Here is a 24,970-nt window from a genome sequence, read left to right as displayed (position 1 = left end):
ATCTATATTGATAATCAGGCTATTATTAAAATCATTTTCAAAAATAATTTGATATGTATCATTTAAACGATCTGCAATTAGCGCTGCGTATCGCAGCCTTAGAGAGTCTCTCGGCAGCCAGTAAAGAAATAGGCATGACGCCGGCAGCGGCAAGTGCCGCGCTGCAAAGATTAGAGAAAAAGCTGGGATGTCAGCTATTTGCTCGCTCGACGCGGCGCTTACAGCTCACAGAAGAAGGGCGGATCTTTCTCGATTCGGCGAAACCCGCACTGGCGATTCTCGAAACCGCCAGCGCCAATTTAGCCGAACACAGGGGTGAGCTTAAGGGCGAAGTACGCCTCGCGTTACCTTCGGATATTGGTCGCAGCCAGATCCGTGCTTGGCTCGATGAATTGATGGACAGCGCCCCAGAACTGACAGTGCAGCTGTATTTTGGCGATCATATGACAGACTTAATCGACCAAAATATCCATTTGGCTTTGCGCTATGGTCAACTTGACGACTCAAACCTTAAAAGGCGTCAGCTCGCCATGACGCCAAGGGTACTGGTCGCCTCACCCGCTTATCTGGCACAACACGGCACACCAAGCACGCTAAATGAACTGAGCCAACACGCAGTACTGATCTTAAATCGCGGCGGTGAGCCGTGGCAGAAATGGAAGTTAAGTCATAACGGCGCACCTGTTGAAATCGAAGTCAGGGGCCAACGTTTCTGTAACGATGGCGCAGTGATCCGCGACTGGGCACTCTCAGGTCGTGGGATTGCCTATAAGAGTTGGCTCGATGTGGCGCAAGATGTGACCGAAGGCAGACTCCACTTAGTGCTAGCCGATAAAATAGCCCCACCGATCCCACTGCAATTGGTATACCTACAAACCGATTATCCAAGCCATAAGATCCGTCGCACCATAGAGTTTTTAGTAGAAAAGCTCAGCCAGTTCTCCCAAAACTATCCACTGCCCTAAATTACAAACGTCCAAAGTATCCTAATAGAAAACCACGATAAACAAGTGGTCATGTGAAGAAAATAACCACCATCAAGTCGTTGCTAGATGATAGAAAACTAAAAGTAAATATGCCTTATAGGTTTAATGTCGTTGAGATGATGTAGTACCTGTGTCAACCAAAATGTAAGGCCAGAATACTCGAAATCAACGTCACTAATAATGCAAACATAATGATAAAGCTAAAACGATATCAAGCAATTACCACCAAAGTTGTATAAAAACCACTACCCTGTCAAAACAAATTCCTATAGCATCATTCACACCAATTAACATCGTCGTAGTAGCCAAGTCGAACAAGTGATTTATGTCTCGCAAACAACGCTACACATTAATACTCAAACGTTAAGTGAAAGCATAAATTCAAATATGGATAAGAAAGCGAAGAAAATATTATTCTCCACCTACTGGAAGAATGGATGGATAGACTCAAAAGATAGACTCTTATCTGATGGAGATTTTGAGTACGCAAAGTCACAAGGATTAATGTTTGATCCGATTTCGATTTCTCATGATGACTGCATAGATACCATTGCAAAAGTAGTAAAAACAATATCCAGAGCACAAATTGCTAAAGGTTTTTTAAGTAGCCTGACAACTCGCCGCTTAGACTTAAGATCTTCTTTATCATCCTATTCAATTGCCAAAAATATCCCAGAGCATAAATATACACCCGTTATATCCGGCACTTCATATTCCGACGGAAAACCAACTTCACACTCCTACACCTGCGGTGTATGCCGAGACAGCAAATACGGGATAAGGGGCAGTCACAACTATAACAACACAGATATAAACGTATTGAATTTCGAGCGTATCAAATGGGGTGGTGTCCGTCATGGCGATATTTTATATACATATTTTGACTTAAACCAATTTATAAATACGGATATCCCTGGCCCAACTGATGAAGACTTAAATTGTTTCAAAGAAATATTAAGCACTATCGAAAGTTCGGAACCTACTCATTATCCCAGTGCCCTTGAAAGAAGATTGGCTAAGATCGTAAAGTCCAGTAAGGCAGAAAGGCAGGTATTAATAGAAATTTTAGCCAGTATTGGAGTGTTACGACCAAGGAGCTACAATCGGCCTTCTAAAGGCAAAAATGACTGGGTGTTCGCTGAGTATTGGCGAGGTGAAGATAAATACTGCCATAAAACTGTCGATGAATATTTTGGTAAATATCTACAGTTATGAATGAAGTGGATCAGAGATCAAGCGATGGCTTTTCCCCCAAAAACTAACCGCAAATAAGGCGCGGGAATGACTAACTGTATCACAAAAGGTGCGTAATGCGTTTAGAATTAACTCTCAAGAACATGTTGGATAAAATTGAATCTTTAGATTGGAAGTGGGATGTATATATACCTTCTAATAAAGAAATTAATGACTCGATATTATGTCTTGTACTTGACGATGACACAGAAGAAGATCGTGGTAGTGATGATGAACCAATTTACCCAACATCTATTGGTTATAAAAGCTTCTTAAGTGTGTCAGATTTGCAAAGTATTAAGAGTAATTTGCTGCAACAAAATTCTGAAGCTGGGCTAAATGAATTAATTAGTGCAGCAAAATATTATTATGAAAATGATGCTTTTATTAATATTAACCGCTAACCAATAAAAGCTGTCGGATGCTTCGCTAATGCGCACATTAAGGGTTACTCATAAGTGTATAACCCTATTCCTTGGGAAGAACGACTGTCACCACACAGCCCTGTTGCCAAGGGAGTAACGCTTGCGTGGATTGCTGACAGTTTTCGATTTGAATGCTGCCGTGATGGCGGGTGACCACATCCTTACAGATGGCTAAGCCAAGCCCTAATCCCGCATCTTTGGTTGAGGCAAAAGATGCCATCAACTCACTCGCCTGCCCCTGTAGCCCTTCGCCATTATCAATAACTAACACTTTGATTTCATTTGGATGATAATAGATATCGATCCATAATTGACGCACACGATTATCGCCGCAGGTTTCTAACGCATCTAAGCTATTTTTTACTAAATTGACCCACATTTGGCTTAAACCAACGCTATCGCCCATCAGTTCAAAGGGCTCACCCTGCACTCGCACATTCACTTGCACATTGGCGCGGTCTAGCTCGCGCCGCAACAGAGCTAAAGCTTCTTTCACCACTGGCACTATATCTAAAGGTTCGGTCTTGGCCTGACGCCGCTTGAGTAAACCGCGAATACGATGCACAACCGCTCCAGCGCGAATCGACTGCGCATTAATTTTACCGAGTACATCATAGAGTTCCGGATTATCTTGCCCAAGCCTTTCCAGTTGTAGCATGGCACCTTCGCTGTATTGGGTAATGGCGGCTATGGGTTGATTGAGTTCATGGGCAAGTCCTGCACCTATTTCCCCAAGAATCGCCGCACTTTGCAGTCGCTCAAGCTGCAGTGCCTTGTCCTTTAATTGACGCTCAGTGCTAACTAAAAACTCACTTTTCTGGCGAAACTTATATTCAAGCCACAGGTGATAAATGGTGGAAATAATGAAAATTAACAACAGTGCGCCACCCCATTCTTTATTTTTTGCCATCCATTTGTATACGGTTTGATAAAGTGGTGGTGATGCTCCCTGTAGTTGTAATTCTTTAAATAACTCAATCACTTTTAACTGGCTTACGGGCGCAGTCCAGCCCAAAGTATCGGCGGTAATTGCTGCAATATGATCGGCGGGTAAATCGAATAAGGCGCGGGTAATCGCCATCGTCAGCTTAGGAGAAACCGTATCCGCCGCAGCGAATGACCAGTTTGGGTATAACTGAGTGCTCACCTCACAATCATATCCTGCAGGCGTTGCAGGATGGATAACCCGATAATCGCCCTGATTAACAAGACCCGTTGCGATCATTTCCTCTAAGGTACAAAAAGGCGCTATTGCGGCGTCGGCACTGCCGTCTCTGACTTGATAGATAAGCGGTTCTAACGGGAACCCGAGGAAGCGCACTTGCCCAAAAAACTGTTCGGGTAAAAAACCCATTTTATGCAGTAACCCCATGGCCGCTTGATACCCGCCCAAAGCCTGCGGATCACTGGCGACCACATTGCGCCCGCGCAAATCCTGCAAGGTACGGATAGGGCTGTCGGCGCGGACAATAATGGTCGCGCCTATGGTAAAAGTGCTGCCTTGATGCTTACGACTCTTCATTGTCGCAAGCCAAGACAGCGGGAAATTGTTACTTAGATGCAGATATTGCCCAGGGTTAGTGACGATAAACTGCAAATCATGCTCAAGTAACTGACTACGCATGCCATTAAAATCCACAGGCACGACTTCAAAATGACTATTAGGCACTTGCTCACTGAGGTAATCCATCATAGGTTGCCAACGCTGCTTGGCCTGTAACACGCCATGATTTGCCAGCACTCCGACTCTAAAATGGTTCACTTCTGTCGCTTCGTTGGCATAGGACGGATTAAGCCCAATGACACTCAGCAAGAATCCCATCAATATCGCTTTACACCAAGAGTCAATCGTCATCGCCTCTATTACCCACTCTTATATGCCATTGTCATGGAACGACTTTAGCTCGCAGATAAAAATCAAGCTGTGAAATGTCGCCAAACTCTGATTTATGCCCAGAGGGAATTGGCTAATTTAGTGATGTATCTCCCAAGACCTAGGCTTAAAATTGAGCCCACTCCGCACCCAGCTTAAGCTGATAGCATGCTTACCGCGCCACAAGGAACACCATGTCGATAAAATTGCCACTCTATCTAGTCGATGACGATGAAGCGATTCTGGATTCACTGGGCTTTATGCTCGGACAATTTGGCTATCAAGTGCAAACCTTCAACAGCGGCCGCGACTTCCTTGAGCACTGTGCATTATCACAGGCGGGCTGCGTGATTTTAGATAGTCGAATGCCAGAAATCACCGGCCAAGAAGTGCAGTAAAAATTACTGGAAACCCACAGCCCGCTAGGCGTGATATTTCTCACTGGCCATGGTGATTTACCTATGGCGTTAAGCGCCTTTCGTAAGGGAGCCTGCGATTTTTTTCAAAAACCAGTGTCCGGCAAGGCATTAGTACAAGCGATTGAAAAGGCGCAGCGTGAAAGCCAAGCGGCCTTCGAGCAGCAAAGTCTGCAACATAAATTTGACCAACTGACCGAGCGCGAACAGCAAGTGTTAGCCCATGTGATCCAAGGCATGACTAACAAACAAATATCGGAGGCGATGTTTTTGTCCCTGCGCACGATTGAAGTGCACCGCGCAAAAATCATGAAAAAGCTCGAAGTGAACAATATGGCAGAGCTAGTGCAGCACTTAGGCAATCTGAATTCTGTCTTATAAGTCAATCACCCGTGGTCACTAAACAATCGTTAAGCCTTCTCGCCACGCATAAGGATTTAACCGTTAAACCCTTTTTACCCCGACCATTCAAGATACCGTAACTACACAGTTTTCATCCAACCTGCGACAAGCTGTCGCAGTTTGCGCATTTGGCTTTGTGAAATATCGTATCAGCCCGCACAATCAAGCCATAGGTTCCTTCCTTTGTGCCCCGCAGGCGCTCAAGAAATCCACTGCTTTTTGAACCTCCACCCGAGGGTAACTATACCCTCGGGGATTTTTTGCTTCCATCCGCGAATGCCTTCCTCCAAGATAACAACTAAAGTGGAAATGGAACGATCCAATTCTAGTTCCGTCTGCAAAGCAGTTATATACTTTCCAACCGCCTCAAATAATATGAATCATGGAAGAGCGAATGTTCAAACCTTTAATATTACTTAGCTTTAGCACCTTAGTCTTAACCTGTATGAGTGGCTGCGTTGGGCCACTTAATTCAAAATGTGATACAAATTCCCCCTACAGCAAACAAGAATGCAATGCAGCCGACGCCGCAGTTTATGTTGCAGCCGCCATATTGGAAGGCCCAGATAAAGGTCAAACGTGTAACGATATGTCGGGCAAAGCAAAACAAGACTGCCTCGCTCAACAACAAGCACTGAAAGAATCATTAGAGAAACACGCTCGAAAATAGCATTAAGGAAGATGAATGAAAGCCTCCGTTTTTATTGCCGCGACCCTCGACGGTTATATCGCAACGCCCGATGGGGATATCGACTTTTTAAATCAGCACCCCAGTACTAATCCCGATGAAGACTTTGGTTATCATGCCTTTATCGACACTATTGATGCGATTGTAATGGGACGAAAAAGCTTTGAAAAAGTCCTCTCCTTCGATTGTGATTGGCCCTATGTAAATATCCCAGTGTTTGTATTAAGTCGCAGCGGCGTAACAGTACCGTCGGCGTTAAGTGAGCACGTACAAGTGCTAAATGGCGATGCGGCAAGCATTAGCGAACAACTCAAAACCCGTGGCTTCAAACATCTCTATATCGATGGTGGCCAAACAATCCAAGGCTTTTTAGCGGCGGGGCTAATTCAGGAACTCACGCTCACTCGCATCCCCACTTTACTGGGTAAAGGTATTCCCCTCTTTGGCGACTTAGCTCAAGCGATTCAATTAATGCCAATTCACACGCAGCAATATGACAATGGCTACGTACAAACCCGCTATCGTGTTATAGACAAAATGGCTTTATAAGCCGTTTACATTCGGCTGATTGCATTGAAGGGTGAAGTGATGGCTTGCCATCTTGCTGCATAACCATGTAACAGCAATGTTAAACAACTAAATATTATCAATGGCTTACTAATTGCAAATCAAAGTTCCGTTAGAATATTGTCCTCTAACAAATAGGTGAGCAATATGAGTCGTTTGCAGTCATCGAAAGGTTTTACATTAATTGAGCTGGTTGTGGTCATTATCATCCTTGGGATCTTGGCCGTCGTCGCAGCACCACGGTTTTTAAACCTAGGCCAAGATGCTCACGATGCCAGAGCCAAAACCGCATTTGTGGCCTTTGCCTCTGGTGTTAAGCTTTATCACAGTTGCTGGCTTGCGGGCGGTCACTCTGGTTATATCCAAGATCTCGCCTGTTATGGTGACGGAAAACTCGACTCGACCACCACAGGATTTCCACTAGGAATAGAGACTGCAACCGCTGATGCCGGTGCTAAATTGCAGGGCGATTATTGTGGTCAGTTATGGCAAGGTCTTTTGGCTAATAATGAATTTGTCATTGCCGATCAATACTCTTGGCGCACAGTTCCCAATGTCGACATTGTTTACTGGTATGGTGCCGTCGACATTACCGATCCCAATGCTTACTGCATTTTCAATTATGTCTCGGACGATCGCAGCTTCGGCAGTGAAAACTGGGATCTTAAATACTATCCCTTCGATGGCCGCACTATTGTAGGTCGATCCACCCTTTCCCAATAAGTGCTTATTTTTATTGCTAAAGGAGCGCGAAAGATCGCAAACTCCTTTGGCATTTGCCGCGATTACTTGAATTATTGTCATCCATCCCCATATATATCCCATCATCCACCGCAACTTTTGCTGCGGGCCAGAAGAGGATTCATTGTGACCACTATCGTATCAGTACGCCGTAATAATCAAGTTGTCATCGCCGGCGATGGCCAAGTCTCCCTAGGCAATACCGTCATGAAAGGTAACGCCAAAAAAGTGCGTCGCTTATATCACAACAAGGTACTGGCAGGTTTTGCAGGCGGCACCGCCGATGCTTTCACCCTATTCGAGCGTTTCGAAGCCAAACTCGAAATGCACCAAGGCCATTTATTGCGCTCGGCCGTTGAGCTCGCCAAAGATTGGCGTACCGACCGTATGCTGCGTAAACTCGAAGCCCTGTTAGTCGTGGCCGATGCGGAAACCTCGCTGATCATCACAGGTAATGGTGATGTCGTTCAGCCAGAACACGACTTAGTCGCCATTGGTTCAGGCGGCAACTATGCCCAAGCGGCGGCCCTTGCACTATTGCAAAATACTGAGCTGTCAGCCTTAGAAATCGCCGAAAAATCCCTGACTATTGCTGCGGATATCTGCGTATTCACCAATCAATTCAAAACGATTGAAGAACTCAATTACTAAACAGCCCGTGAGGAATATTATGTCTGAAATGACCCCCCGTGAGATTGTCCACGAGCTGGATGCACACATTATTGGCCAACAAAAGGCCAAACGTTCTGTTGCTGTCGCCCTGCGCAACCGCTGGCGCCGGATGCAACTTGACGCGGATTTCCGTCAAGAAGTCACCCCAAAAAATATTCTGATGATTGGTCCAACAGGCGTTGGTAAAACTGAAATTGCCCGCCGTTTAGCCAAGCTGGCGAACGCGCCTTTTATCAAGGTCGAAGCGACTAAATACACAGAAGTGGGTTATGTCGGTAAAGAAGTCGAGCAAATCATCCGCGACTTGACCGATATCGCCATCAAGCTGACCCGTGAACAGCAAATGGGCAAGTGTCGCCAACGCGCCGAAGAAAATGCCGAAGAGCGCATTCTCGATGCCCTGTTGCCTAAGCCGAAAAACGACTGGGAAAGCACTGAAACCGATTCCAACTCAAATACCCGTCAAGTCTTCCGCAAAAAACTACGCGAAGGCCAATTAGACGATAAAGAAATCGATATCGATGTGGCCCAACCGCAAATTGGTGTTGAAATCATGTCGCCTCCAGGCATGGAAGAAATGACCAACCAGCTGCAAAGTCTGTTTAAAAACATGGGCCAAGCACCAGCAAAACGTCGCAAGATGAAGATCAAAGAAGCCTTTAAGCTATTGATCGAAGAAGAAGCGGCAAAACTGGTTAATCAAGAAGATTTAAAAGAACAAGCCATTGAAATGGTTGAGCAACACGGCATAGTGTTCCTCGACGAAATCGACAAAATCTGTAAGCGCGGCGAAACCTCAGGCCCAGACGTTTCCCGTGAAGGCGTACAACGTGACTTACTGCCGCTCATCGAAGGCTGCACTGTTACCACAAAACACGGCATGGTAAAAACCGACCACATACTGTTTATCGCCTCTGGCGCATTCCAGATGTCTAAACCGTCGGATTTAATTCCTGAATTACAGGGTCGTTTACCAATCCGTGTCGAGCTAGATGCGCTATCAGCCAATGATTTTAAACGCATTCTGACTGAGCCACACGCCTCGCTCACCGAGCAATATATCGCGCTGATGGGCACAGAAGGCGTGAAAGTTGAATTCAGCGAATCGGGTATCGACAGCATTGCGAAAGCGGCATGGCAAGTGAACGAGCGCACCGAAAACATCGGCGCTCGTCGTTTACACACTGTGATGGAAAGGCTGATGGAAGATATCTCCTACGAGGCATCGGAAAAATCGGGTTCCGCCTTTGTTATCGACGCAGACTATGTCAGCGCCCACTTAGATAACTTAGTCCAAGACGAAGATCTCAGCCGCTTTATCCTCTAGTACTAAACTGTTCACCGCCAAGCTCAAACGACTTGGCGGTAAACGACTCAAATGCAAAAGTGTGACTTAAACGAAAAAGCCTGACCAAGGCTCTCGCTTACCCTTTGTATCCTTGGCCGCGAGTGGTTACATTAGTCAGGTGTTATTTTAATGAGTCGTTATCCTATCCTTAGCATTTTCTTGGTAGCCAACCTATGACCACAGCAACGCCCAATGTCACCGATCTTAAACTGAAACGTAAATCACGCATTCTAGAAATCAGTTTCGACAATGGTGAGCAATATCAGCTCAGCTGCGAGATGCTCAGAGTCTACTCGCCCTCGGCCGAAGTGCATGGTCACGGTAATCCAAAGCTGGTCACCCACAAGAAAAACGTCAACATCAGCGCCATTGAACCCGTCGGTAACTACGCAGTGAAAATCGTCTTCGATGACGGCCACGACACAGGCCTATTCTCCTGGAAAGTGCTCTACGATCTCGCCACCCACCAGGTGGATCTATGGGAAAAATACCTCGCCCGCCTACGCGCAGAAAAAGCCTCACGCGAACCGCTGATTGCGATGAATATAAAGTACAACTAGTACGTTAGGTAAATAGACGCTTAATTGTGGGATGTAAACTCTAGAAACAGAGAATTTAACAATGGGTAGCTTGTGAAGCTGTGACTTCTCTTACTGACTTGAGTATCAAAGGAAAGACCATGTCGGAAAAAATCCCCTGCCAAGAATGTAACACCTTAATCCTTCCGAGTACCGCCGAGAAAAATGAGGGTTTATGCATGCCCTGCAAACATGGCATACGTGCAAATCTCGAGCGTGCGAAGGAATACTACCAACAAGAGCGTGAACTCGATAAAACCTGTCCCTTTCGAGCCTTTTGGCGAGATCTTGTTGTTAGGGTACATAACAAAGAACAAGGTTTTTATACGCTTAGACCAGAGGAACAAAACTACTATGCGGTGAACTGCTTATCTGGCGAAGTCTATAATGGTGGATTTATTCAGTATTTCGACAACTCTTCAGGTGAGCATTACGCCTTCGCTGAACGTGGACTTATCCAAATGGGAGCAAGCCACTCGTTAAACTTATTGCACCAAGCAAAACAGGCCGTGTTTGGCGAAAAGCCAGTACCAATCGACAGAGATCGTCGTTTAGCCGCAACCGATAACCAAGACCTGTACAGCGTACTCGATAAGCTCGATGACGAGTTTTATAAAGATCTAGATGATCTCGATGCCAAGCTTGAAAGCTACGCCCTTGATTACGGACTGGTAAATAACACTTAACTGGCGATTGTCGGTAATCACTTAAAGATAAAGGCTATCCTTGGCAGAAATAAGCATAATTGAGCCTATCTTGCTGACCCCATACCGCAGTCCAGCCATTCACATCACTCATGTAAGCGAAATAAATAGACTGCGTTTTAAGACAAACATCTTGAAATGGCGCTTTATTTTTATTAATAAAATGCGCCGACCTAACCAGCACATCGGTACAAACGTCTTCATCCTCCACTAACCAAATAAAATCATCACGCCATTCATCTAACGCTATCGCCGCCTCTGGGGAATAGAGTCTCAACTTATCTTGCGCGAGTACCATTTGCTCTGGAGTCACAGAACATGAAACCGCCAACTTATCGAATACACCTGAGCCGCCAGCCCAAAAAGACAAATCAAATTCCAACCTATCCTCTAGCGGCGTAAAACCCAATAAATTTTCGATAATCATCAAACTTTTAGCTAAATCGGCATCAGGTCTTTGATAACGCTTTTCAATCCCATCATATTCCCGCATACGAACTAAGCTCCTGCTGCGTTAAGTGACGCATTAAAATTGAGTAACATACTATAAAATAATAACTTTTTGATCAATGCACCCAACGATTAAGACTATTACGCCAGTGACTCGCCAACTTTGATTTAAAAATGAGTTATCCCTAAGCGCTTGATGGCGCCATTTGCAGCATAAGTAAGCGCGAACACTGCGATCACATGGTCAAGGATAATGGAATGAAAATTATCAGGCCTACCATTTTAAATCAGCAACTTCATCAAGTAAGGCCTGTGATTTAAACCGTCCCTGCTAAAAGTGGCCTGTACAGTTATCTTCTTGATTTGCTTGTCTTGCTATTAGCTCATTCAAACATCGCGCTCTTTTGAAAACTTAGGCATGAAATAACGCATAATCGGTTGACCTCATGCGCCTCAACTAGCTCTCCTTAAACGGATTTTTGCGTTAACTCATCGCCTTTAAACAACTTATGCCACTGCTCAAGTACTTCGCGGTCAGTCCAACGATTGGCACTGTCGATATCGGCTGGCAACACCACATGCAGATAATTCGACATCACCGCAAAGGCTGCAACTTCGATAGCAAAAACGGCTTCAAGTTCAAACAGTAGTGACTCAACCCAACTACGGCGATGGTCATAATTTTTCCCAGAATAGGCATCATCGCCACATAAAAAAGCACGCCGCACAACGCGGCTATAGCAATGGTAATAGGGAATGTCTTCAAGGCTTATTAAGTTCTGAGAGGACGCGGCATATAAACCTCCTTGTTTAATGCTTAATCAAAACATAGTCGGAGGTTAACTACCACACCATTTAAGCTGGGTGCCTTGAAAACAGCTTCTTTGTAGGCAACCTGAAAGTGCATTATATTGTTGCTCTAAAATGGATGGCCAGATTTATTATTAGCCCTGCATATGTGATAAAACAGTTAAACCTTCGCTGGAAACAAATCTTAGAAATGGAGTATTGTCAGTGACAACGAGAACGGAATTACTCAATAAATTAAGCGCCTTATCGACCGCCGATCCAGAGCACTGTCCGGTAGTGACATTAAATGAGTACTTTTTAGAAAACGAAGATGAAGAGTCTATCGCACCCAATAATTGGGGTTATGGTCGACCATCCATCAAAGAAATCTATCGTTGCTTGAAAGAAATCGAACATAGGTCAGATGTGCAAGGTGTTTATGTTGGGATGCACGATGAATGGTCCGAAGCACTTGAGGATGATGAGCTATGGCCTGCAGCTGAGAACATTCATATTCTTACCTGTGCGCCTCTGGCGGAAGTGGAAGAATGGATTGAAGGAATCGCAGCAGATGGAATGGGGACAGGCTGGCCCTATGGCGAACATCAACTATCCCCTAAGCCGTATGCTGGCTATCATGTCTATACAGTATATTGGGATTAGTGGTTAGCTATCTCACTGTTTATGTGAATTTTATTGCATCAGACAACCCCAAAACATCGGTCTAGGCCGATGTTTTTATATCTAAGGATACCCAATCTCATTTTTGTAATATAAAACGTGCTCCACCAGCCTTATTATATGAATTAGCTCTTGTTATTTAGACTCCCATTGTTAAATTTTAAAAATGGAGTGTTAGTACTCTTTTTAAATACTAACAAACAACCGTAAAACTTCAGAAGTTTACCTTCCCCTGCGAAGTTGCCGAAGGGCGTTGAAGAAAATAGCGTGAGCGAGGCATGGATGCCAAGTTAGCTTTCGGATTCTTTATTTAATTAATAGGGATGTACCACCGTAAGCGTTAGCGATTTTGAATAAGCACGAAGCCCTGCTTATAAATAAAGAGTTAATGCATGTAACTTCGCTAGGGTGAGTGCTGCGAAAACAGCGGTACGAACGAGAGCCAAGGATGGCGAACTGGCAGTTAGACATCGACGTTGTTCGGCAAGGGCCCTTGATTGAAAATCAAGGGGTGAAGCCCCCCGACTTTGACTTTGCTTTAAAAGCTATCAAACCAAGTTTAGATAAACCTCCTTGTCGAAATCATGACAAATACCCTGCTTTGTGATCCTCACTGCAACCCAATTCGTAATGTCCGGCAATATCCCATCGCGAAATGCTTAACCGCGAAAGTCATTCAACGAGTCCACTTAATGCAATTACAGCAATTCCATACCGTCAGGTTAATTTTAGGCGATCAACTCAATGCCCAGCATTCTTGGTTTAACCGTGTTGATGATCAAGTGCTGTATGTGATTGCAGAATTGCACCAAGAAAACACTTATGTGACCCATCATGTACAAAAAATATGTGCCTTCTTTGCGGCAATGGCGCAATTTGCCAAAGAGCTGCGTGCGCAAGGGCATCAAGTGCTCTATTTGAATCTGGATGACACTCATGATGGCACCCAAGGCTATAGCGATCTACTGACGCTAATTCAACATCAGGTAACACAGGTTGGCGCGATCAAGTTTGAATACCAAAGGCCTGATGAATACCGCTTACTCAAACAATTGAGCCAACTTAAGCTCAACACAGCCATGGTGAACTGTGTCGATACAGAGCACTTTATCTTGCCCTTTGACGAAATCGATACGCAGTTCCCCATCGGCAAACACATTATGATGGAGCACTTTTATCGCCGCATGCGTAAGCGTTACAACATCTTGATGCAAGACGCAAAACCACTCGGTGGGCAATGGAACTTTGATGCCAACAACCGTCAAAAACTTAAAACTCAGGATATAAAAGTCTTGCCTGAGCCATTAATGTTTAGCCTCGATGTAACTGAAATTCTCGCTCGGCTTGAGCGTCATCAAATTCCGACCATGGGTCGCATTGATGCACCATTGCTGTGGCCGATAAACCGTGCGCAAAGCCTCGAATTATTAGCGTATTTTTGTCAGGTTTGCTTGCCTTCCTTTGGCCGTTTTCAAGATGCCATGACAGCGCAACATCCCGCCAAGTGGAGCTTGTACCATAGTCGGCTATCATTCAGCCTTAACAGTAAATTAATCAGCCCGTTAGAAGTCATCAATGCGGCCATCGACAGTTATCAAACGAATGCTGAGATTGATATCGCCCAAGTTGAAGGATTTGTGCGGCAGATATTAGGTTGGCGAGAATACGTTCGCGGCATTTACTGGGCGAATATGCCGCAGTACGCCAGCACTAATGCGCTCGATGCCCATGGGACGCTGCCCGATTATTTTTGGCATGGCGACACTAAAATGAACTGCATGCGACAAGCCTTATCCCAATCATTAGATTTTGCCTACGCCCATCATATTCAGCGCTTAATGGTGATCGGCAATTTCTGTTTATTAACCGAAATCGAGCCAAATCAAGTCGATGAGTGGTATTTAGGCGTGTATGTTGATGCTATCGAATGGGTTGAAATGCCCAACACCCGCGGCATGGCATTATTTGCCGACGGCGGCATTGTCGGCACTAAACCCTATGCCGCCAGCGGCTCTTACATTAATAAAATGAGTGACTACTGCAGCGGCTGTCATTACAAGATAAAAGAGCGCAGCGGTGCACTTGCCTGTCCGTTCAATAGCTTTTATTGGCGCTTTATGGACAAACACCGCGCGCGACTGTCGCAAAATCCTAGGATCGGCATGCTGTACCAGACTTGGGACAAGATGGACGAGTCCGTAAGGCATGCCATATTAGCCACAGCCGAGCACAATCTCGTTCATCTAAACCGTTTGTAACTGAGCCTTAGTACTGAGTGTTAGTACTTAGCATTAGTGCTTAGCATTTGTACTAAGCCTAAGCGTGACTCTTGGATATAGAGAGTTTGATATAAAGAGTTTGATATAGATATTTGGATAGGGAGAGTTTGCTATGAAAGTACTTATCGTCGGCGGGAGTGGGGGTATTGGCAAAGCCATGGTTAAGCGAATTCAAGAAAGCTATCCCGACGCCACTGTGCACGCCACCTACTGGCATCATCTTCCCCAAGACAGGCAGGAGAAAATCCAATGGCATGCATTAGATGTGACCAATGAAGCTGAGATTAAACAGCTAAGCGAACAGCTCACTGAATTAGATTGGATTATTAACTGTGTCGGCATCTTACACACCCAAGATAAAGGGCCAGAAAAAAGCCTACAGTCACTGGATATCGACTTTTTCCAGCACAATTTAACGCTCAATACCCTACCCAGCATCATGTTGGCAAAGCACTTTGCTAAGGCATTAACACAAAGCCACTCGGCAAGGTTTGCGGTGATATCGGCGAGAGTCGGCAGTATTACCGATAATAAATTAGGAGGCTGGTACAGCTATCGCGCCTCAAAAGCCGCGCTGAATATGTTTCTCAAAACACTGTCGATTGAGTGGCAACGCACCATGAAACACGGCGTGGTGTTGTCTCTGCATCCGGGCACGACAGACACGCTATTATCTCAGCCATTTCAACAGAGTGTCCCCAAAGGCAAACTGTTTACACCTGAGTATGTCGCCAACAGCTTACTGCCCATCATTGCCAATGCTACACCCTCACAAACAGGGCGTTTTTTTGCCTACGATGGCACAGAGTTACCTTGGTGAAATAAGCTGAAGAGCAAGTCAAGCAGCGGCAACTCCGATGGAGTCTTTCTAAATTAATAAATCAAAGCCGAGGGTTTTAACCCCTTGATAGGATGATGCCCCCAACGCACACCCATCCTTAATCAAGCCTTTTCAAGAACACTGAAAAAATAAACAATTGAAATAAATCATTAAATTATTTTAAAACACTCAAGTGCATCACCCTTTCCGCTTGGCTAAATCCCTATTACCCAAAAGTCCTAATTCAGATTTAAAAGCGTCTAAATGAACGTTGAAGATAGTTCCTTTGTACGATTGTTAACGCTTTTACATTTAAATAACATCTAGAGTCATGCGGTTATTCACGCTTTGCACAGAATAAAAACCTGAGAATTCCCGCCTGAGCAACAGCTCATTCTATTCGGCCATGGCAGAGGGATGCCGACGACCCTGTAGAAATCACAATAAAAAACGCTCGCCCGAGCCAGTTAAGCTGTATGGCATTCCAACGTTATTTACAAAACGGAAAAAGGATTTCAAGCATGATGCTAAACAAAAAACTGTCGCTACTCTTCATTGCTGTGTCGGCTACTTTAGGCACATCCGCATTTGCTGCCGATGTTGTCGATGTCGGCACTCTTAGAAGCGCGTCTTCAAGCAATAACTTAGTGTCTCAGTTCAACTTAGACGCAGGTAGCCAACTCAAAGTCGAGAAAAAACTCAACCTAGGTCAAGGCAAGCAAAAACAACGTTTACAACAATATTTCCATGGCGTACCTGTTTATGGTTTCTCTGTTGCGACGTCACAATCGAGCATGGGCTTTTACAGCGACATGTCTGGCCGCGTATTAAAAAATATTGAAAAGTCGGCTGATTTTGTCAAACCCACTTTAACGGCTAACAAAGCGTTAGATATTGCGATCCGTGGCAAGTCTGACAAAGCCGTTGCAGGTCTAAAAGCTGAAAACAAACAAGCAAAATTATGGCTTTACCTCGATGATGCCGCTAAAACTCGCCTCGTTTATGTGACTTCATTTGTAGTATATGGTGATGAACCAAGCCGCCCATTCACTATGGTTGACGCGCACTCTGGTGAAGTGCTCAAGCGTTGGGAAGGGATTAATCACGCTGCAACGGGCACAGGTCCAGGCGGTAACATTAAGACTGGCCAATACGAATACGGTACTGATTTTTCTAGCTTAGACGTTGAAGTGAGCGGTGACACTTGCACCATGAACTCACCTAACGTAAAAACCGTTAACCTAAACGGTGCCACATCAGGCGCAACCGCCTTCTCTTATACTTGTCCGCGCAATACAGTCAAAGAGATCAACGGTGCTTACTCGCCATTAAACGATGCGCACTACTTCGGCAACGTGATCTACAAGATGTATAGCGAGTGGTACAACACGGCACCGTTAACCTTTCAGTTAACGATGCGAGTTCACTACAGCAACAACTACGAAAACGCCTTCTGGGACGGCAGTGCTATGACCTTCGGTGATGGCGCAACAACCTTCCACCCATTAGTGAGCTTAGATGTCTCGGCACACGAAGTGAGCCACGGTTTCACTGAGCAAAACTCAGGGCTGGTTTACGCAGATCAATCTGGCGGCATGAACGAAGCCTTCTCAGATATGGCGGGTGAAGCCGCTGAATTTTACATGCACGGCACAAACGACTGGTTAGTCGGCGCCGATATCTTTAAAGGCAGTGGTGCACTGCGCTACATGGCAGATCCAACCTTAGACGGTATCTCAATCGGTCATATCGACGATTACTATGATGGCATCGACGTGCACCACAGTTCAGGTGTATTCAATAAAGCTTTCTACACTTTAGCTAACTTACCAGGTTGGGATACGCGCAAAGCATTCCAAACATTCGTAGTCGCTAACCAATTATATTGGACGGCGGACAGCTTATTCTGGCAAGGCGCTTGTGGTGTAAAATCGGCCGCAACTGACTTAGGCTTAAGTGCTGACGATGTGGTTACTGCGTTTGCCGCTGTGGGTATCACCCCTTGTGAAACGCCACCACCACCGCCACCACCAGAAGCTACTGAGCTCGCCAACGGTGTTGCTGTGACAGGTTTAGCGGGTGCATCAGGTAGCAAAAAATACTACAAACTCGATGTCGCTAGCGGTGCAACTAACCTGAGCTTCAATATGTCAGGCGGCACAGGTGATGCGGACATGTATGTTAAATTTGGTCAAGCGCCGACGTCTAGCAGCTATGATTGTCGTCCATACAAGTCAGGTAATGCCGAAAGCTGTGCTATTGATCCAGCTCAAACGGGAACTTATTGGGTGATGGTCAGCGGCTATAGCAGTTACACAGGTGTGAGCCTAGTGGGTGCTTATGATGGCGATGACACTCCAAACCAAGCTCCAACCGCAGGCTTTACTGCAAGCTTTGCTAACGGTAACGGCAGCTTCACAAGCACCAGTACTGACAGCGATGGCGACCTGACATCATGGAACTGGGATTTTGGTGATGGTACAAATGCCGCAGGTGCGAGTGTCAATCATCAGTATGCCCAGTCAGGCAGCTACACAGTCACACTGACTGTAACTGACAACGATGGCGCAACAGCAAGCACTTCGGCAGAATTTGCGGTTGAAGTCCCTGAAGTCGCATTAGAAATGGTAGTAAAAAATGCGAATAAATCTCGTCGCGGTAGCATACGTGTTGCACTCGAATGGGATGGTCACAACGCTGATGAGTACACTATCTTCCGTAACGGTGTTGCGGTGGGTACTTCAAGCAGCTCATCGTTTATTGACCGTTTCACCGACCTAGCTGGCGCAAGCTTCACCTATAAAGTATGTGAAACTAACGGCCCTTGCTCAAACGAAGAAACCGTTAATTTTTAATCGCATAACCTAATCGTGCAATGGCGCTAGCGTAAAATCCTAGCGCTAATTCATCGATTCACTTCTCGTTTTCTTGTTAATGCCACTCGACCCTTTTGAGTGGCATTTTTTATGGTCAAACGGCTCAGCCTCAGCACCTCATAAGGTTTGCCTTAAGCTGTTGCCCCTTGCCCACACGTGGATGAATCGTTACTTCACATGTCCACTTTCACCCACAGGTTTCTTCAGCAATTTACGTTGCAACGTCCGGCGATGCATTCCCAATTGGCGAGCCGTGGCGGACACATTGCCTTGGTTAGCATTGAGCACTTGCTGAATATGCTCCCACTCCAAACGCTTAGGATTCAGTGGCGAATCGTCGACTTCATCTTCTTGAAGAGTATGGGAATGCCCATCCATTTCCAGTGCGACGAGCAAGGTTTGGGTATCCACAGGTTTAGCTAAATAATTATCGGCGCCGAGACGAATCGCTTCCACCGCAGTGGCGATACTGGCATAACCTGTGAGTAACACCATAGTCACCTTGGGCAGCAGATGACGCAGCGGCACAATTAACCCTAGGCCATTGGCTTCGGCAAGCTTCATATCTAAAAGAATATGGCTAGGACGAAATTCCCGCGCCACCAACAGAGCATCACTGGCATCATGGGTTAATCGGCATTCAAAGCCATGGCGTGTTAATCGGCGCCCTAAAATACTCGCAAGGGAAAGGTCATCCTCTACAATCAACAAACGTTTCATGAACTTACCTCGTCACTAACCTTAGTCTTGTGCGATACAGACGACGCCAGCTCCCTTAATATAGTGAAACGAATTTGTGCCACAGTGCCACCTTGGGGATGATTAGCCAAAATCAACTCTGCGCCCAAACGCTCTAAACTGGCATGACTGAGTAGCAAAGCGACACCTAAACCCTTGGGACTTTCTATGAGTAAGGTGCCCAACTGTGGCAATAAATCGGGCGCGATACCAGTGCCATAATCGCGGATCTGCAAGTAGATCTGCTCTTCGTTTGGCGCTATATCTAAACTGATATCCACCTGCGGCGCACCTAGGGTTTCGGCGCTGGCGCGGGCAGCATTTTCAATCAAGGCCATGAGGGCTGGCGTTAAACTCATATCAGTCAGAATACTTTGCTCTGCCAGTTGTTCAGGCATACAAGTGATCAACCAATTCAGTTCAGTTTGCGGCATTAACAGCAAGGTTTTTTGCTTTAAACTGTCCACCAGCTCAATGATCTTTAGTGGGCGCTGGCGGCGATCGCGGATCGACTCCGTCGCTAATCTCAGCTCGGCAAGCGTATGCTCACAGCGACCTAACGCAGTTTCCATCTCGACAATCGTTATCGAGGTATCGCTCATGTCTTCTTTTACTTCATCAAGTAATAACCTCAGACTCGAGAGCGGCGTGGCCAGTTGATGTGCCATCTGCGCCGATACTGTACCTAGGGCTAAGAGTTGCTCCTGACGCAATTGCCCTTCGCGCATATAGGCTAACTGCGCATCTTGGCGGCGCATACGCTTAGTGATTAACGCCACGCTGGTTGTCATCACCAATGCTGAAATCACAAAGTTGAACCACATGCCTAAATAGTGGGAACTCATGTCCATGCCATGGTGCTGCATGGGAGATTCGGGCACAGTAAAGATCATCAGGCTGTAGGCAAAGGTTGAAATAGCCGTCAGTGCCCAAGGCGCCCAGATCGGCAAAGTCACAGCCGCAAGTGCAATCGGCAACAGTAATAACGAGATAAACGCATTGGTCGCGCCGCCGGAAAAGTGCAACCAAGATATCCAAAATAATGTGTCTAAGCTGAGCGCAATAAAGAGGCCGCGCTCCTTAGCAAATAAGGGTTTACGTAGCGCCAATGTGAGCGAAAGGTATAACACCTCCAGCACTAACACATGCACTAACGGCTCCATTTGCAGGCTAAGACCAAAAGTATCGGCGGCAAACGTGGTTAAGCCTATTTGCAGCAGCAAACCTAAGGTTCGCAGTAATGCGACTTGGTCGGCAGCCTGTAGACTGGTCCCTAAGATCTTAGCCATGGCGATTCCTACAGAGTGAGTCCGAGCGTGGCAAGTGCACCACTCGATTGTTCTAATGCTTGGCGCACGCCAGTGGCAAAATTGATTTCAGAACTAATCCCCAGCGCAGCTAAACGCGCACAGCTTAAGGTGCAATCCCTTGGCCGCTTGGCGTTATCTGTCGGCGTCGACTCAGGCGTTAAGTACGCTGTACTGAGTTGTAAAATCTCTCCTAAGGTCAACAACATCTGATACTTAGTCATAGTCTCTACGGCGCTAAAATGATAAATCCCCTGCACGGTAGAATGTTCAATATGCTGTGCAATCATCTTGTCTATGGCTTGGGCAATATCGGCGGTCGAGGTTGGACTGCGTATCGCCCAATGATCAACACCCTGAGCGCGACGCTCAATCAATTGGTTAACCAGCACTAGCACAGCAGATTCACTCAGCTTTTCTACTTGGCCGTAAAGGATTGGCAAGCGTAGCACAGCAAAATCAGCGCTAGTGTCTAGCACGATTTCTTCGCCCTTTAGCTTAGATTCACCATAAAAATTAACCGGATGAGTGGCTGCATCTTCAGCGTACTTAGGTTGAGTGCCATCGAACACATAGTCAGTGGAAATATAGATAAGCCAAGCATTATTGGCCTTAGCTGCCATAGCTAAGGCTTGGCTGGCGGTTAAGTTAAGTGCCAATGCTGCCTGCGGATTTTGCTCGGAAACATCGGGGCGACGCTCGGCGGCGCAGTGCACTATCACTTGCGGCTGCTCGCGGGCGATAAATGCCTCGACATCCAAAGGGGCGGTAAGATCAAGTTTATGCACTCGTTCACTTGCGCGGCTAAAACCCGTGGCGATAACCTCATGTCCTGTTAATTCAAGCTGTTTTACGACAGCTCTGCCGAGTAGCCCAGTCGCCCCCGTGACCATAATCTTAGCCATATCGCCCCATTCAGTTTCAACGCATATTTATGGCTAACAATTCTAAAAGCTTTTCATATTCAACGCACTTGTTTACTCTTCTAAACCAAACTTACTTAGGGTTAACTCATGCAAAATTAACCCAAATACCCATAGGCAGAATTTGAGTACGACACTTCCTCTGATATTAGCTGGCCCCATGCTGCGCTACTGCGATGCCTCACACTTTACCCTGTGGTTTGTAAGTCGTGAGCCATTAACTGAACTTAAGCTGCGTCTTGGTGAGCAAGAGTACCTATTACAGGATGCAGATTTACACTATGTGCCACTTGGGCAACATGCCCATCAATATCTAATAATACTGTCGCGCCCAGAGTTACTCGCACCCAATATCGTCACACCTTACCAAGTGTCTACCGCTCAACATGGTGATATTTTTGCCACGATAAGCCAGCTAAACTACGGCGATGCGTCGACGCCAAGTGTACGTTTTACCCCTGAATTAACTCAAGTATTCCACGGTTCCTGCCGCAATCCGCATCACCACAGTGACGATGCACTGGTCGCCGCCGATACCCATTTAGCCAAGATAATCAACAGGGGTGCGGAGGATGATCGCCCTGCACTTATCATAATGAGTGGTGATCAGGTCTATATTGATGATGTTGCGGGACCTATGTTAAGCGCCATAGGGCAAGTCATCGATTTGCTTGGTCTTAAACATGAGCAATTTGAAGGCGCGAGCATCACCACTAGTGAAGACATTCATTATCAGCCCGCATATTTGTATCAACGGCATAAAAACCTGTTGCCTCATACCCAATATCCGGCTAAAACTGCGCTGTGGCGTTGGTATCGCAATCACCCCATTTTTACCTCCTCCATCGCCGTAAATCATTTGGTCAGCCTAAATGAAATCATCGCCCTGTATTTACTCACTTGGTCACCTGAACTGTGGGAATTAGTGAATATCTCGAAGGATGTCGACGGCTTATCACCCGCCAATACCGCCCGCTGGCAAAATGAGTGGCAACACTTGCTTGGCTTTAAAGCTGGGCTGGGGCAAGTCAGGCGCTTTATGGCGCACATTCCCATTTATATGATGTTTGATGACCACGACGTCACCGATGATTGGAACCTGACGGCTAAATGGGAACAAGCGGCCTACGAACACGCATTTTCGAAACGCATTATTGGTAATGCCTTAATCGGCTACACCTTATTCCAAGGACTTGGCAACGCGCCTGATAAATTTGCCGCCGATATCCGCCCGCTGCTCGATGCGTTTTTTGCGCGACAAGAAAACGAAAGTCAGGATCTGCTCATCGACGAATTACTTAAATTTGAGCAGTGGCATTACACCTTAGAGTCCTCGCCTAAACTGGTCGTGCTCGACACGCGTACCCGCCGCTGGCGCAGTGAATCTAATCTCGCAAAACCTTCCGGCTTGATGGATTGGGAGGCGTTAATGGATTTGCAGCAAGAGTTACTCGGCCAGTCGAAGGTCATTATCGTCTCACCTGCGCCCATGTTTGGGGTCAAGTTGATTGAAGCTGTGCAGCGCACAGCCACTCTGATCGGCGGTTCCCTGTTAGTCGACGCCGAAAACTGGATGGCCCACCCGGGCGCCGCCAATGCACTACTGAGTATTTTTATGCACCGTAAAACCCCAGAGGAGTTTGTGATCCTCTCCGGCGATGTGCATTACTCCTTTAGTTACGACATCAGTATTCGTTTTAGACGCAGTAGCCCTAACATCTACCAAATCACCTGCAGCGGTATAAAAAATCACTTCCCCGAGAAGCTATTACCGATTTTCGATAAACTCAATGGCTGGTTTTATGGCCACTTTTCACCACTTAACTTGCTGACAAAACGTAAACGTATGTTGCTGCGCGGCAGGCGACCAAATGGTGAGCCGAGTAAACGTCTAGTGAATAAAAGCGGAATAGGTATGTTGGAATTAGCTGATGATGGTGCACCAACAAAAATTGCGGTTTTACATGGCGATATGAGCGAAACCCTGTTCGAACCACCCAAACAGGAATAACAGATTAAACGGGTTTATTATGTTTAACCGTTTCAGGCTGAGTGGCACCAGAGCCAGAATCCATCAAAGGCGTATTTTTGGATAACGCCTCATCGGTTTTAGCAGGTTTTGGCTGAGCCTGATTGAAAATCAGTGCTTCTGGCTGCGACTTATTCGACGGTTTTTCATGCGCCATTTGATCCCAAATGATCTTAGGGCTTTGATCTCGCTCGGCATCGGCTTCTGCTGTCGATGCGCCTGACGAACTTGGTTTCTTCGGTTCAATCACCGCACTCGCCTTACGGATCTCGGCGGCAATGTCATTCAGATAAGGCTGCTTAGTCCAGTCACCAAAATACATGGCCCCCACTAATACTGCAGCGCAAAGCAAGATAGAGAAGATCGCAGATTTGGTCATAATGGACTTCCTTTAAACAATCGTAATATGGCTCCCTATGGCAGAGACTCAGATACTGCAGATTGTATTCATACCATCACAGGGCCAAGCACACAATTACACCCGATTATTTCCTTTAAACAGACTGGAAATAATGCTTTCCGCTGACTAAAACTCAAAACCTTGACATTGCATGTCGTGGTGCATCCCGCTCACTGGGTCAATAAAACGTAACCGCTGTGCCATCAACTTAAGAGGCGTCGCAAAGTTATCCGGCCCTTTAGGTAATAAGCTTGGATAAAATCTGTCGTTTAACAATGGCATACCTAAGCTTTGCATATGCACACGAAGTTGGTGAGTTTTACCGGTAATCGGGCTCAAATGAAATAAACCGACATCGCCTTTTATGGCCACCAAACTGATTTCGGAATGGGTATTCGCCTCGCCTTCAACGATTTTCATGGTAAAACTCGGGTCGCTCGGCTGCATGCGGTTTGTTACCGTCCAGTGCAATGGCAAAGTTAAGCAGCCCTTTTGATATTGTTCAATAATCTCAGGAGTCAACTTGGCAATCGCTTGATAGTCTTTACGAATCGCATCGTCGATAAATAGTTGATGATAGAGCGCGCGGGTTTCAGGCGCGACCGTCATCAGGATCACTCCAGCGGTTTCACGATCAAGCCTATGAGCGGGCGCGATAGTATCAATGCCAGTACGCAATCTTAGTCTATGCACCAAACATTCGTTCACATAGTTGCCACTTGGCGTCACAGGCAAAAAGTGCGGCTTGTAGGCCAAAATGACATTGTCATCTTGGAATAGGATCTGTTCTTCGAAGGGGATTTTCGCTTCAACCGGCACTTCACGGTAGTAATACACCCGTGCCGCAGGGCGATATTCAGTGTCCAAGGCGATCAAACTGCCATCCCGCCAATGCACTTTTCCATCGAGGATCCGCTGACGCCATACATCTTCACCTATACGGGCAAAATGTTGTGCGAGAAAGGCAAACACTGTGGGTTTATCTGTGACATTCACAGGAAGCACTATGTAAGAAGGTTGGGCGGCGCGGGCAGATGCTGTCATA

22 protein-coding genes and 2 pseudogenes are annotated in these 24,970 nt (G+C 46.1%); 16 read left to right on the top strand and 8 right to left on the bottom strand.

What is annotated here, in order from left to right; genetic code table 11:
• Positions 1-53 precede the first annotated feature (53 nt).
• From GWI56_RS12325 to GWI56_RS12315, 3 genes are all read left to right on the top strand, one after another.
• On the top strand, positions 54-965 hold the full coding sequence (locus GWI56_RS12325) for a LysR family transcriptional regulator (protein ID WP_071938732.1): 912 nt from the start codon (positions 54-56) through the stop codon (positions 963-965).
• A 408-nt stretch (positions 966-1,373) separates the two neighbouring features.
• The gene (locus tag GWI56_RS12320; protein WP_198573042.1) at positions 1,374-2,201 is read left to right on the top strand and encodes a hypothetical protein; all 828 of its coding nucleotides are present in this window, start codon (positions 1,374-1,376) and stop codon (positions 2,199-2,201) included.
• Positions 2,202-2,296: 95 nt separating this feature from the next.
• Entirely contained in the window at positions 2,297-2,623 is a 327-nt protein-coding gene (locus GWI56_RS12315) for a hypothetical protein (RefSeq protein WP_173247240.1), read from the top strand.
• A gap of 64 nt (positions 2,624-2,687) precedes the next feature.
• Here GWI56_RS12315 and GWI56_RS12310 read toward each other — a convergent pair whose 3' ends face one another.
• The gene (locus GWI56_RS12310; RefSeq protein WP_198573041.1) at positions 2,688-4,499 is read right to left on the bottom strand and encodes a PhnD/SsuA/transferrin family substrate-binding protein; all 1,812 of its coding nucleotides are present in this window, start codon (positions 4,497-4,499) and stop codon (positions 2,688-2,690) included.
• Positions 4,500-4,711: 212 nt separating this feature from the next.
• Here GWI56_RS12310 and GWI56_RS12305 point away from each other — a divergent pair.
• From GWI56_RS12305 to GWI56_RS12270, 8 genes and pseudogenes are all read left to right on the top strand, one after another.
• Positions 4,712-5,314 (top strand): annotated as a pseudogene (locus GWI56_RS12305) (response regulator).
• A gap of 415 nt (positions 5,315-5,729) precedes the next feature.
• Positions 5,730-6,005 carry a hypothetical protein gene (locus GWI56_RS12300; RefSeq protein ID WP_173247249.1) on the top strand — a complete coding sequence of 92 codons (276 nt, stop codon included), beginning with the start codon at positions 5,730-5,732 and terminating at the stop codon, positions 6,003-6,005.
• Positions 6,006-6,020: 15 nt separating this feature from the next.
• Positions 6,021-6,572: a dihydrofolate reductase family protein gene (locus tag GWI56_RS12295; protein ID WP_198573040.1), complete on the top strand. Its 552-nt coding sequence runs from the start codon at positions 6,021-6,023 to the stop codon at positions 6,570-6,572.
• A gap of 165 nt (positions 6,573-6,737) precedes the next feature.
• Entirely contained in the window at positions 6,738-7,313 is a 576-nt protein-coding gene (locus GWI56_RS12290; RefSeq protein WP_198573039.1) for a prepilin-type N-terminal cleavage/methylation domain-containing protein, read from the top strand.
• Positions 7,314-7,457: 144 nt separating this feature from the next.
• The gene (gene hslV, locus GWI56_RS12285) at positions 7,458-7,982 is read left to right on the top strand and encodes an ATP-dependent protease subunit HslV (protein WP_006083300.1); all 525 of its coding nucleotides are present in this window, start codon (positions 7,458-7,460) and stop codon (positions 7,980-7,982) included.
• Between the two features lie 19 nt (positions 7,983-8,001).
• Positions 8,002-9,330, top strand: a complete 1,329-nt coding sequence (hslU, locus tag GWI56_RS12280; RefSeq protein ID WP_105251238.1) for an HslU--HslV peptidase ATPase subunit — start codon at positions 8,002-8,004, stop codon at positions 9,328-9,330.
• Positions 9,331-9,524: 194 nt separating this feature from the next.
• Positions 9,525-9,911 (top strand): DUF971 domain-containing protein, encoded by a 387-nt coding sequence (locus tag GWI56_RS12275; protein WP_063883307.1) that lies wholly within the window; start codon positions 9,525-9,527, stop codon positions 9,909-9,911.
• Positions 9,912-10,030: 119 nt separating this feature from the next.
• Entirely contained in the window at positions 10,031-10,615 is a 585-nt protein-coding gene (locus GWI56_RS12270; protein WP_198573038.1) for a DUF4375 domain-containing protein, read from the top strand.
• A 34-nt stretch (positions 10,616-10,649) separates the two neighbouring features.
• Here GWI56_RS12270 and GWI56_RS12265 read toward each other — a convergent pair whose 3' ends face one another.
• Together GWI56_RS12265 and GWI56_RS12260 are read right to left on the bottom strand one after the other, a co-directional pair.
• Entirely contained in the window at positions 10,650-11,126 is a 477-nt protein-coding gene (locus GWI56_RS12265; RefSeq protein ID WP_198573037.1) for a hypothetical protein, read from the bottom strand.
• 291 nt (positions 11,127-11,417) lie between these two features.
• A pseudogene (locus tag GWI56_RS12260) lies at positions 11,418-11,879 on the bottom strand (transposase); the annotation flags it as partial.
• 218 nt (positions 11,880-12,097) lie between these two features.
• Between GWI56_RS12260 and GWI56_RS12255 the strand changes: the two are divergent.
• The 4 genes from GWI56_RS12255 to GWI56_RS12240 all read left to right on the top strand — a co-directional run bounded on the left by GWI56_RS12255 (position 12,098) and on the right by GWI56_RS12240 (position 18,507).
• Positions 12,098-12,535: a hypothetical protein gene (locus GWI56_RS12255; RefSeq protein ID WP_113940113.1), complete on the top strand. Its 438-nt coding sequence runs from the start codon at positions 12,098-12,100 to the stop codon at positions 12,533-12,535.
• A gap of 710 nt (positions 12,536-13,245) precedes the next feature.
• Positions 13,246-14,811, top strand: coding sequence for a cryptochrome/photolyase family protein (locus GWI56_RS12250; RefSeq protein ID WP_198573036.1), 1,566 nt, complete (start codon positions 13,246-13,248; stop codon positions 14,809-14,811).
• Positions 14,812-14,944: 133 nt separating this feature from the next.
• Positions 14,945-15,652 (top strand): SDR family oxidoreductase, encoded by a 708-nt coding sequence (locus GWI56_RS12245; RefSeq protein WP_198573035.1) that lies wholly within the window; start codon positions 14,945-14,947, stop codon positions 15,650-15,652.
• 521 nt (positions 15,653-16,173) lie between these two features.
• Entirely contained in the window at positions 16,174-18,507 is a 2,334-nt protein-coding gene (locus tag GWI56_RS12240; RefSeq protein ID WP_198573034.1) for a M4 family metallopeptidase, read from the top strand.
• Between the two features lie 189 nt (positions 18,508-18,696).
• Here the strand turns inward: GWI56_RS12240 and GWI56_RS12235 are convergent, their stop codons facing one another.
• The 3 genes from GWI56_RS12235 to GWI56_RS12225 are packed head-to-tail and all read right to left on the bottom strand — an operon-like array spanning position 18,697 to position 21,478.
• Positions 18,697-19,248 carry a response regulator gene (locus GWI56_RS12235; protein ID WP_131523481.1) on the bottom strand — a complete coding sequence of 184 codons (552 nt, stop codon included), beginning with the start codon at positions 19,246-19,248 and terminating at the stop codon, positions 18,697-18,699.
• Positions 19,245-20,555, bottom strand: coding sequence for a HAMP domain-containing sensor histidine kinase (locus tag GWI56_RS12230; protein ID WP_198573033.1), 1,311 nt, complete (start codon positions 20,553-20,555; stop codon positions 19,245-19,247). Before GWI56_RS12230 ends, GWI56_RS12235 begins: the two co-directional genes overlap by 4 nt.
• 8 nt (positions 20,556-20,563) lie before the next feature.
• Positions 20,564-21,478: an SDR family oxidoreductase gene (locus GWI56_RS12225; protein WP_198573032.1), complete on the bottom strand. Its 915-nt coding sequence runs from the start codon at positions 21,476-21,478 to the stop codon at positions 20,564-20,566.
• A gap of 178 nt (positions 21,479-21,656) precedes the next feature.
• Between GWI56_RS12225 and GWI56_RS12220 the strand changes: the two genes are divergently transcribed.
• Positions 21,657-23,507 carry an alkaline phosphatase D family protein gene (locus GWI56_RS12220; protein ID WP_198573083.1) on the top strand — a complete coding sequence of 617 codons (1,851 nt, stop codon included), beginning with the start codon at positions 21,657-21,659 and terminating at the stop codon, positions 23,505-23,507.
• A 4-nt stretch (positions 23,508-23,511) separates the two neighbouring features.
• Here the strand turns inward: GWI56_RS12220 and GWI56_RS12215 are convergent, their stop codons facing one another.
• The gene (locus tag GWI56_RS12215; RefSeq protein WP_173247280.1) at positions 23,512-23,904 is read right to left on the bottom strand and encodes a hypothetical protein; all 393 of its coding nucleotides are present in this window, start codon (positions 23,902-23,904) and stop codon (positions 23,512-23,514) included.
• 147 nt (positions 23,905-24,051) lie between these two features.
• Complete coding sequence (locus GWI56_RS12210) at positions 24,052-24,969, bottom strand: pseudouridine synthase (protein ID WP_198573031.1); 918 nt, start codon at positions 24,967-24,969, stop codon at positions 24,052-24,054.
• Position 24,970 lies beyond the last annotated feature (1 nt).

Origin of the sequence: Shewanella sp. DW31 (assembly GCF_015767295.1) — a bacterium.
GTDB classification, from domain to species: Bacteria; Pseudomonadota; Gammaproteobacteria; order Enterobacterales; family Shewanellaceae; genus Shewanella; species Shewanella oncorhynchi.
The sequence above is the reverse complement of the archived record's forward strand: the minus strand, read 5'-3'. Positions and strand labels throughout refer to the sequence as shown.

What these genes read in the sequence shown, in the direction of transcription:
- GWI56_RS12325 (WP_071938732.1), top strand. Translation starts at nt 54, where the DNA reads ATGTATCATTTAAACGATCTGCAATTAGCGCTGCGTATCGCAGCCTTA.
- GWI56_RS12320 (WP_198573042.1), top strand. Translation starts at nt 1,374, where the DNA reads ATGGATAAGAAAGCGAAGAAAATATTATTCTCCACCTACTGGAAGAAT.
- GWI56_RS12315 (WP_173247240.1), top strand. Translation starts at nt 2,297, where the DNA reads ATGCGTTTAGAATTAACTCTCAAGAACATGTTGGATAAAATTGAATCT.
- GWI56_RS12310 (WP_198573041.1), bottom strand. Translation starts at nt 4,499, where the DNA reads ATGACGATTGACTCTTGGTGTAAAGCGATATTGATGGGATTCTTGCTG.
- GWI56_RS12300 (WP_173247249.1), top strand. Translation starts at nt 5,730, where the DNA reads ATGTTCAAACCTTTAATATTACTTAGCTTTAGCACCTTAGTCTTAACC.
- GWI56_RS12295 (WP_198573040.1), top strand. Translation starts at nt 6,021, where the DNA reads ATGAAAGCCTCCGTTTTTATTGCCGCGACCCTCGACGGTTATATCGCA.
- GWI56_RS12290 (WP_198573039.1), top strand. Translation starts at nt 6,738, where the DNA reads ATGAGTCGTTTGCAGTCATCGAAAGGTTTTACATTAATTGAGCTGGTT.
- hslU (WP_105251238.1), top strand. Translation starts at nt 8,002, where the DNA reads ATGTCTGAAATGACCCCCCGTGAGATTGTCCACGAGCTGGATGCACAC.
- GWI56_RS12275 (WP_063883307.1), top strand. Translation starts at nt 9,525, where the DNA reads ATGACCACAGCAACGCCCAATGTCACCGATCTTAAACTGAAACGTAAA.
- GWI56_RS12270 (WP_198573038.1), top strand. Translation starts at nt 10,031, where the DNA reads ATGTCGGAAAAAATCCCCTGCCAAGAATGTAACACCTTAATCCTTCCG.
- GWI56_RS12265 (WP_198573037.1), bottom strand. Translation starts at nt 11,126, where the DNA reads ATGCGGGAATATGATGGGATTGAAAAGCGTTATCAAAGACCTGATGCC.
- GWI56_RS12250 (WP_198573036.1), top strand. Translation starts at nt 13,246, where the DNA reads ATGCAATTACAGCAATTCCATACCGTCAGGTTAATTTTAGGCGATCAA.
- GWI56_RS12245 (WP_198573035.1), top strand. Translation starts at nt 14,945, where the DNA reads ATGAAAGTACTTATCGTCGGCGGGAGTGGGGGTATTGGCAAAGCCATG.
- GWI56_RS12240 (WP_198573034.1), top strand. Translation starts at nt 16,174, where the DNA reads ATGATGCTAAACAAAAAACTGTCGCTACTCTTCATTGCTGTGTCGGCT.
- GWI56_RS12235 (WP_131523481.1), bottom strand. Translation starts at nt 19,248, where the DNA reads ATGAAACGTTTGTTGATTGTAGAGGATGACCTTTCCCTTGCGAGTATT.
- GWI56_RS12230 (WP_198573033.1), bottom strand. Translation starts at nt 20,555, where the DNA reads ATGGCTAAGATCTTAGGGACCAGTCTACAGGCTGCCGACCAAGTCGCA.
- GWI56_RS12225 (WP_198573032.1), bottom strand. Translation starts at nt 21,478, where the DNA reads ATGGCTAAGATTATGGTCACGGGGGCGACTGGGCTACTCGGCAGAGCT.
- GWI56_RS12220 (WP_198573083.1), top strand. Translation starts at nt 21,657, where the DNA reads ATGCTGCGCTACTGCGATGCCTCACACTTTACCCTGTGGTTTGTAAGT.
- GWI56_RS12215 (WP_173247280.1), bottom strand. Translation starts at nt 23,904, where the DNA reads ATGACCAAATCTGCGATCTTCTCTATCTTGCTTTGCGCTGCAGTATTA.
- GWI56_RS12210 (WP_198573031.1), bottom strand. Translation starts at nt 24,969, where the DNA reads ATGACAGCATCTGCCCGCGCCGCCCAACCTTCTTACATAGTGCTTCCT.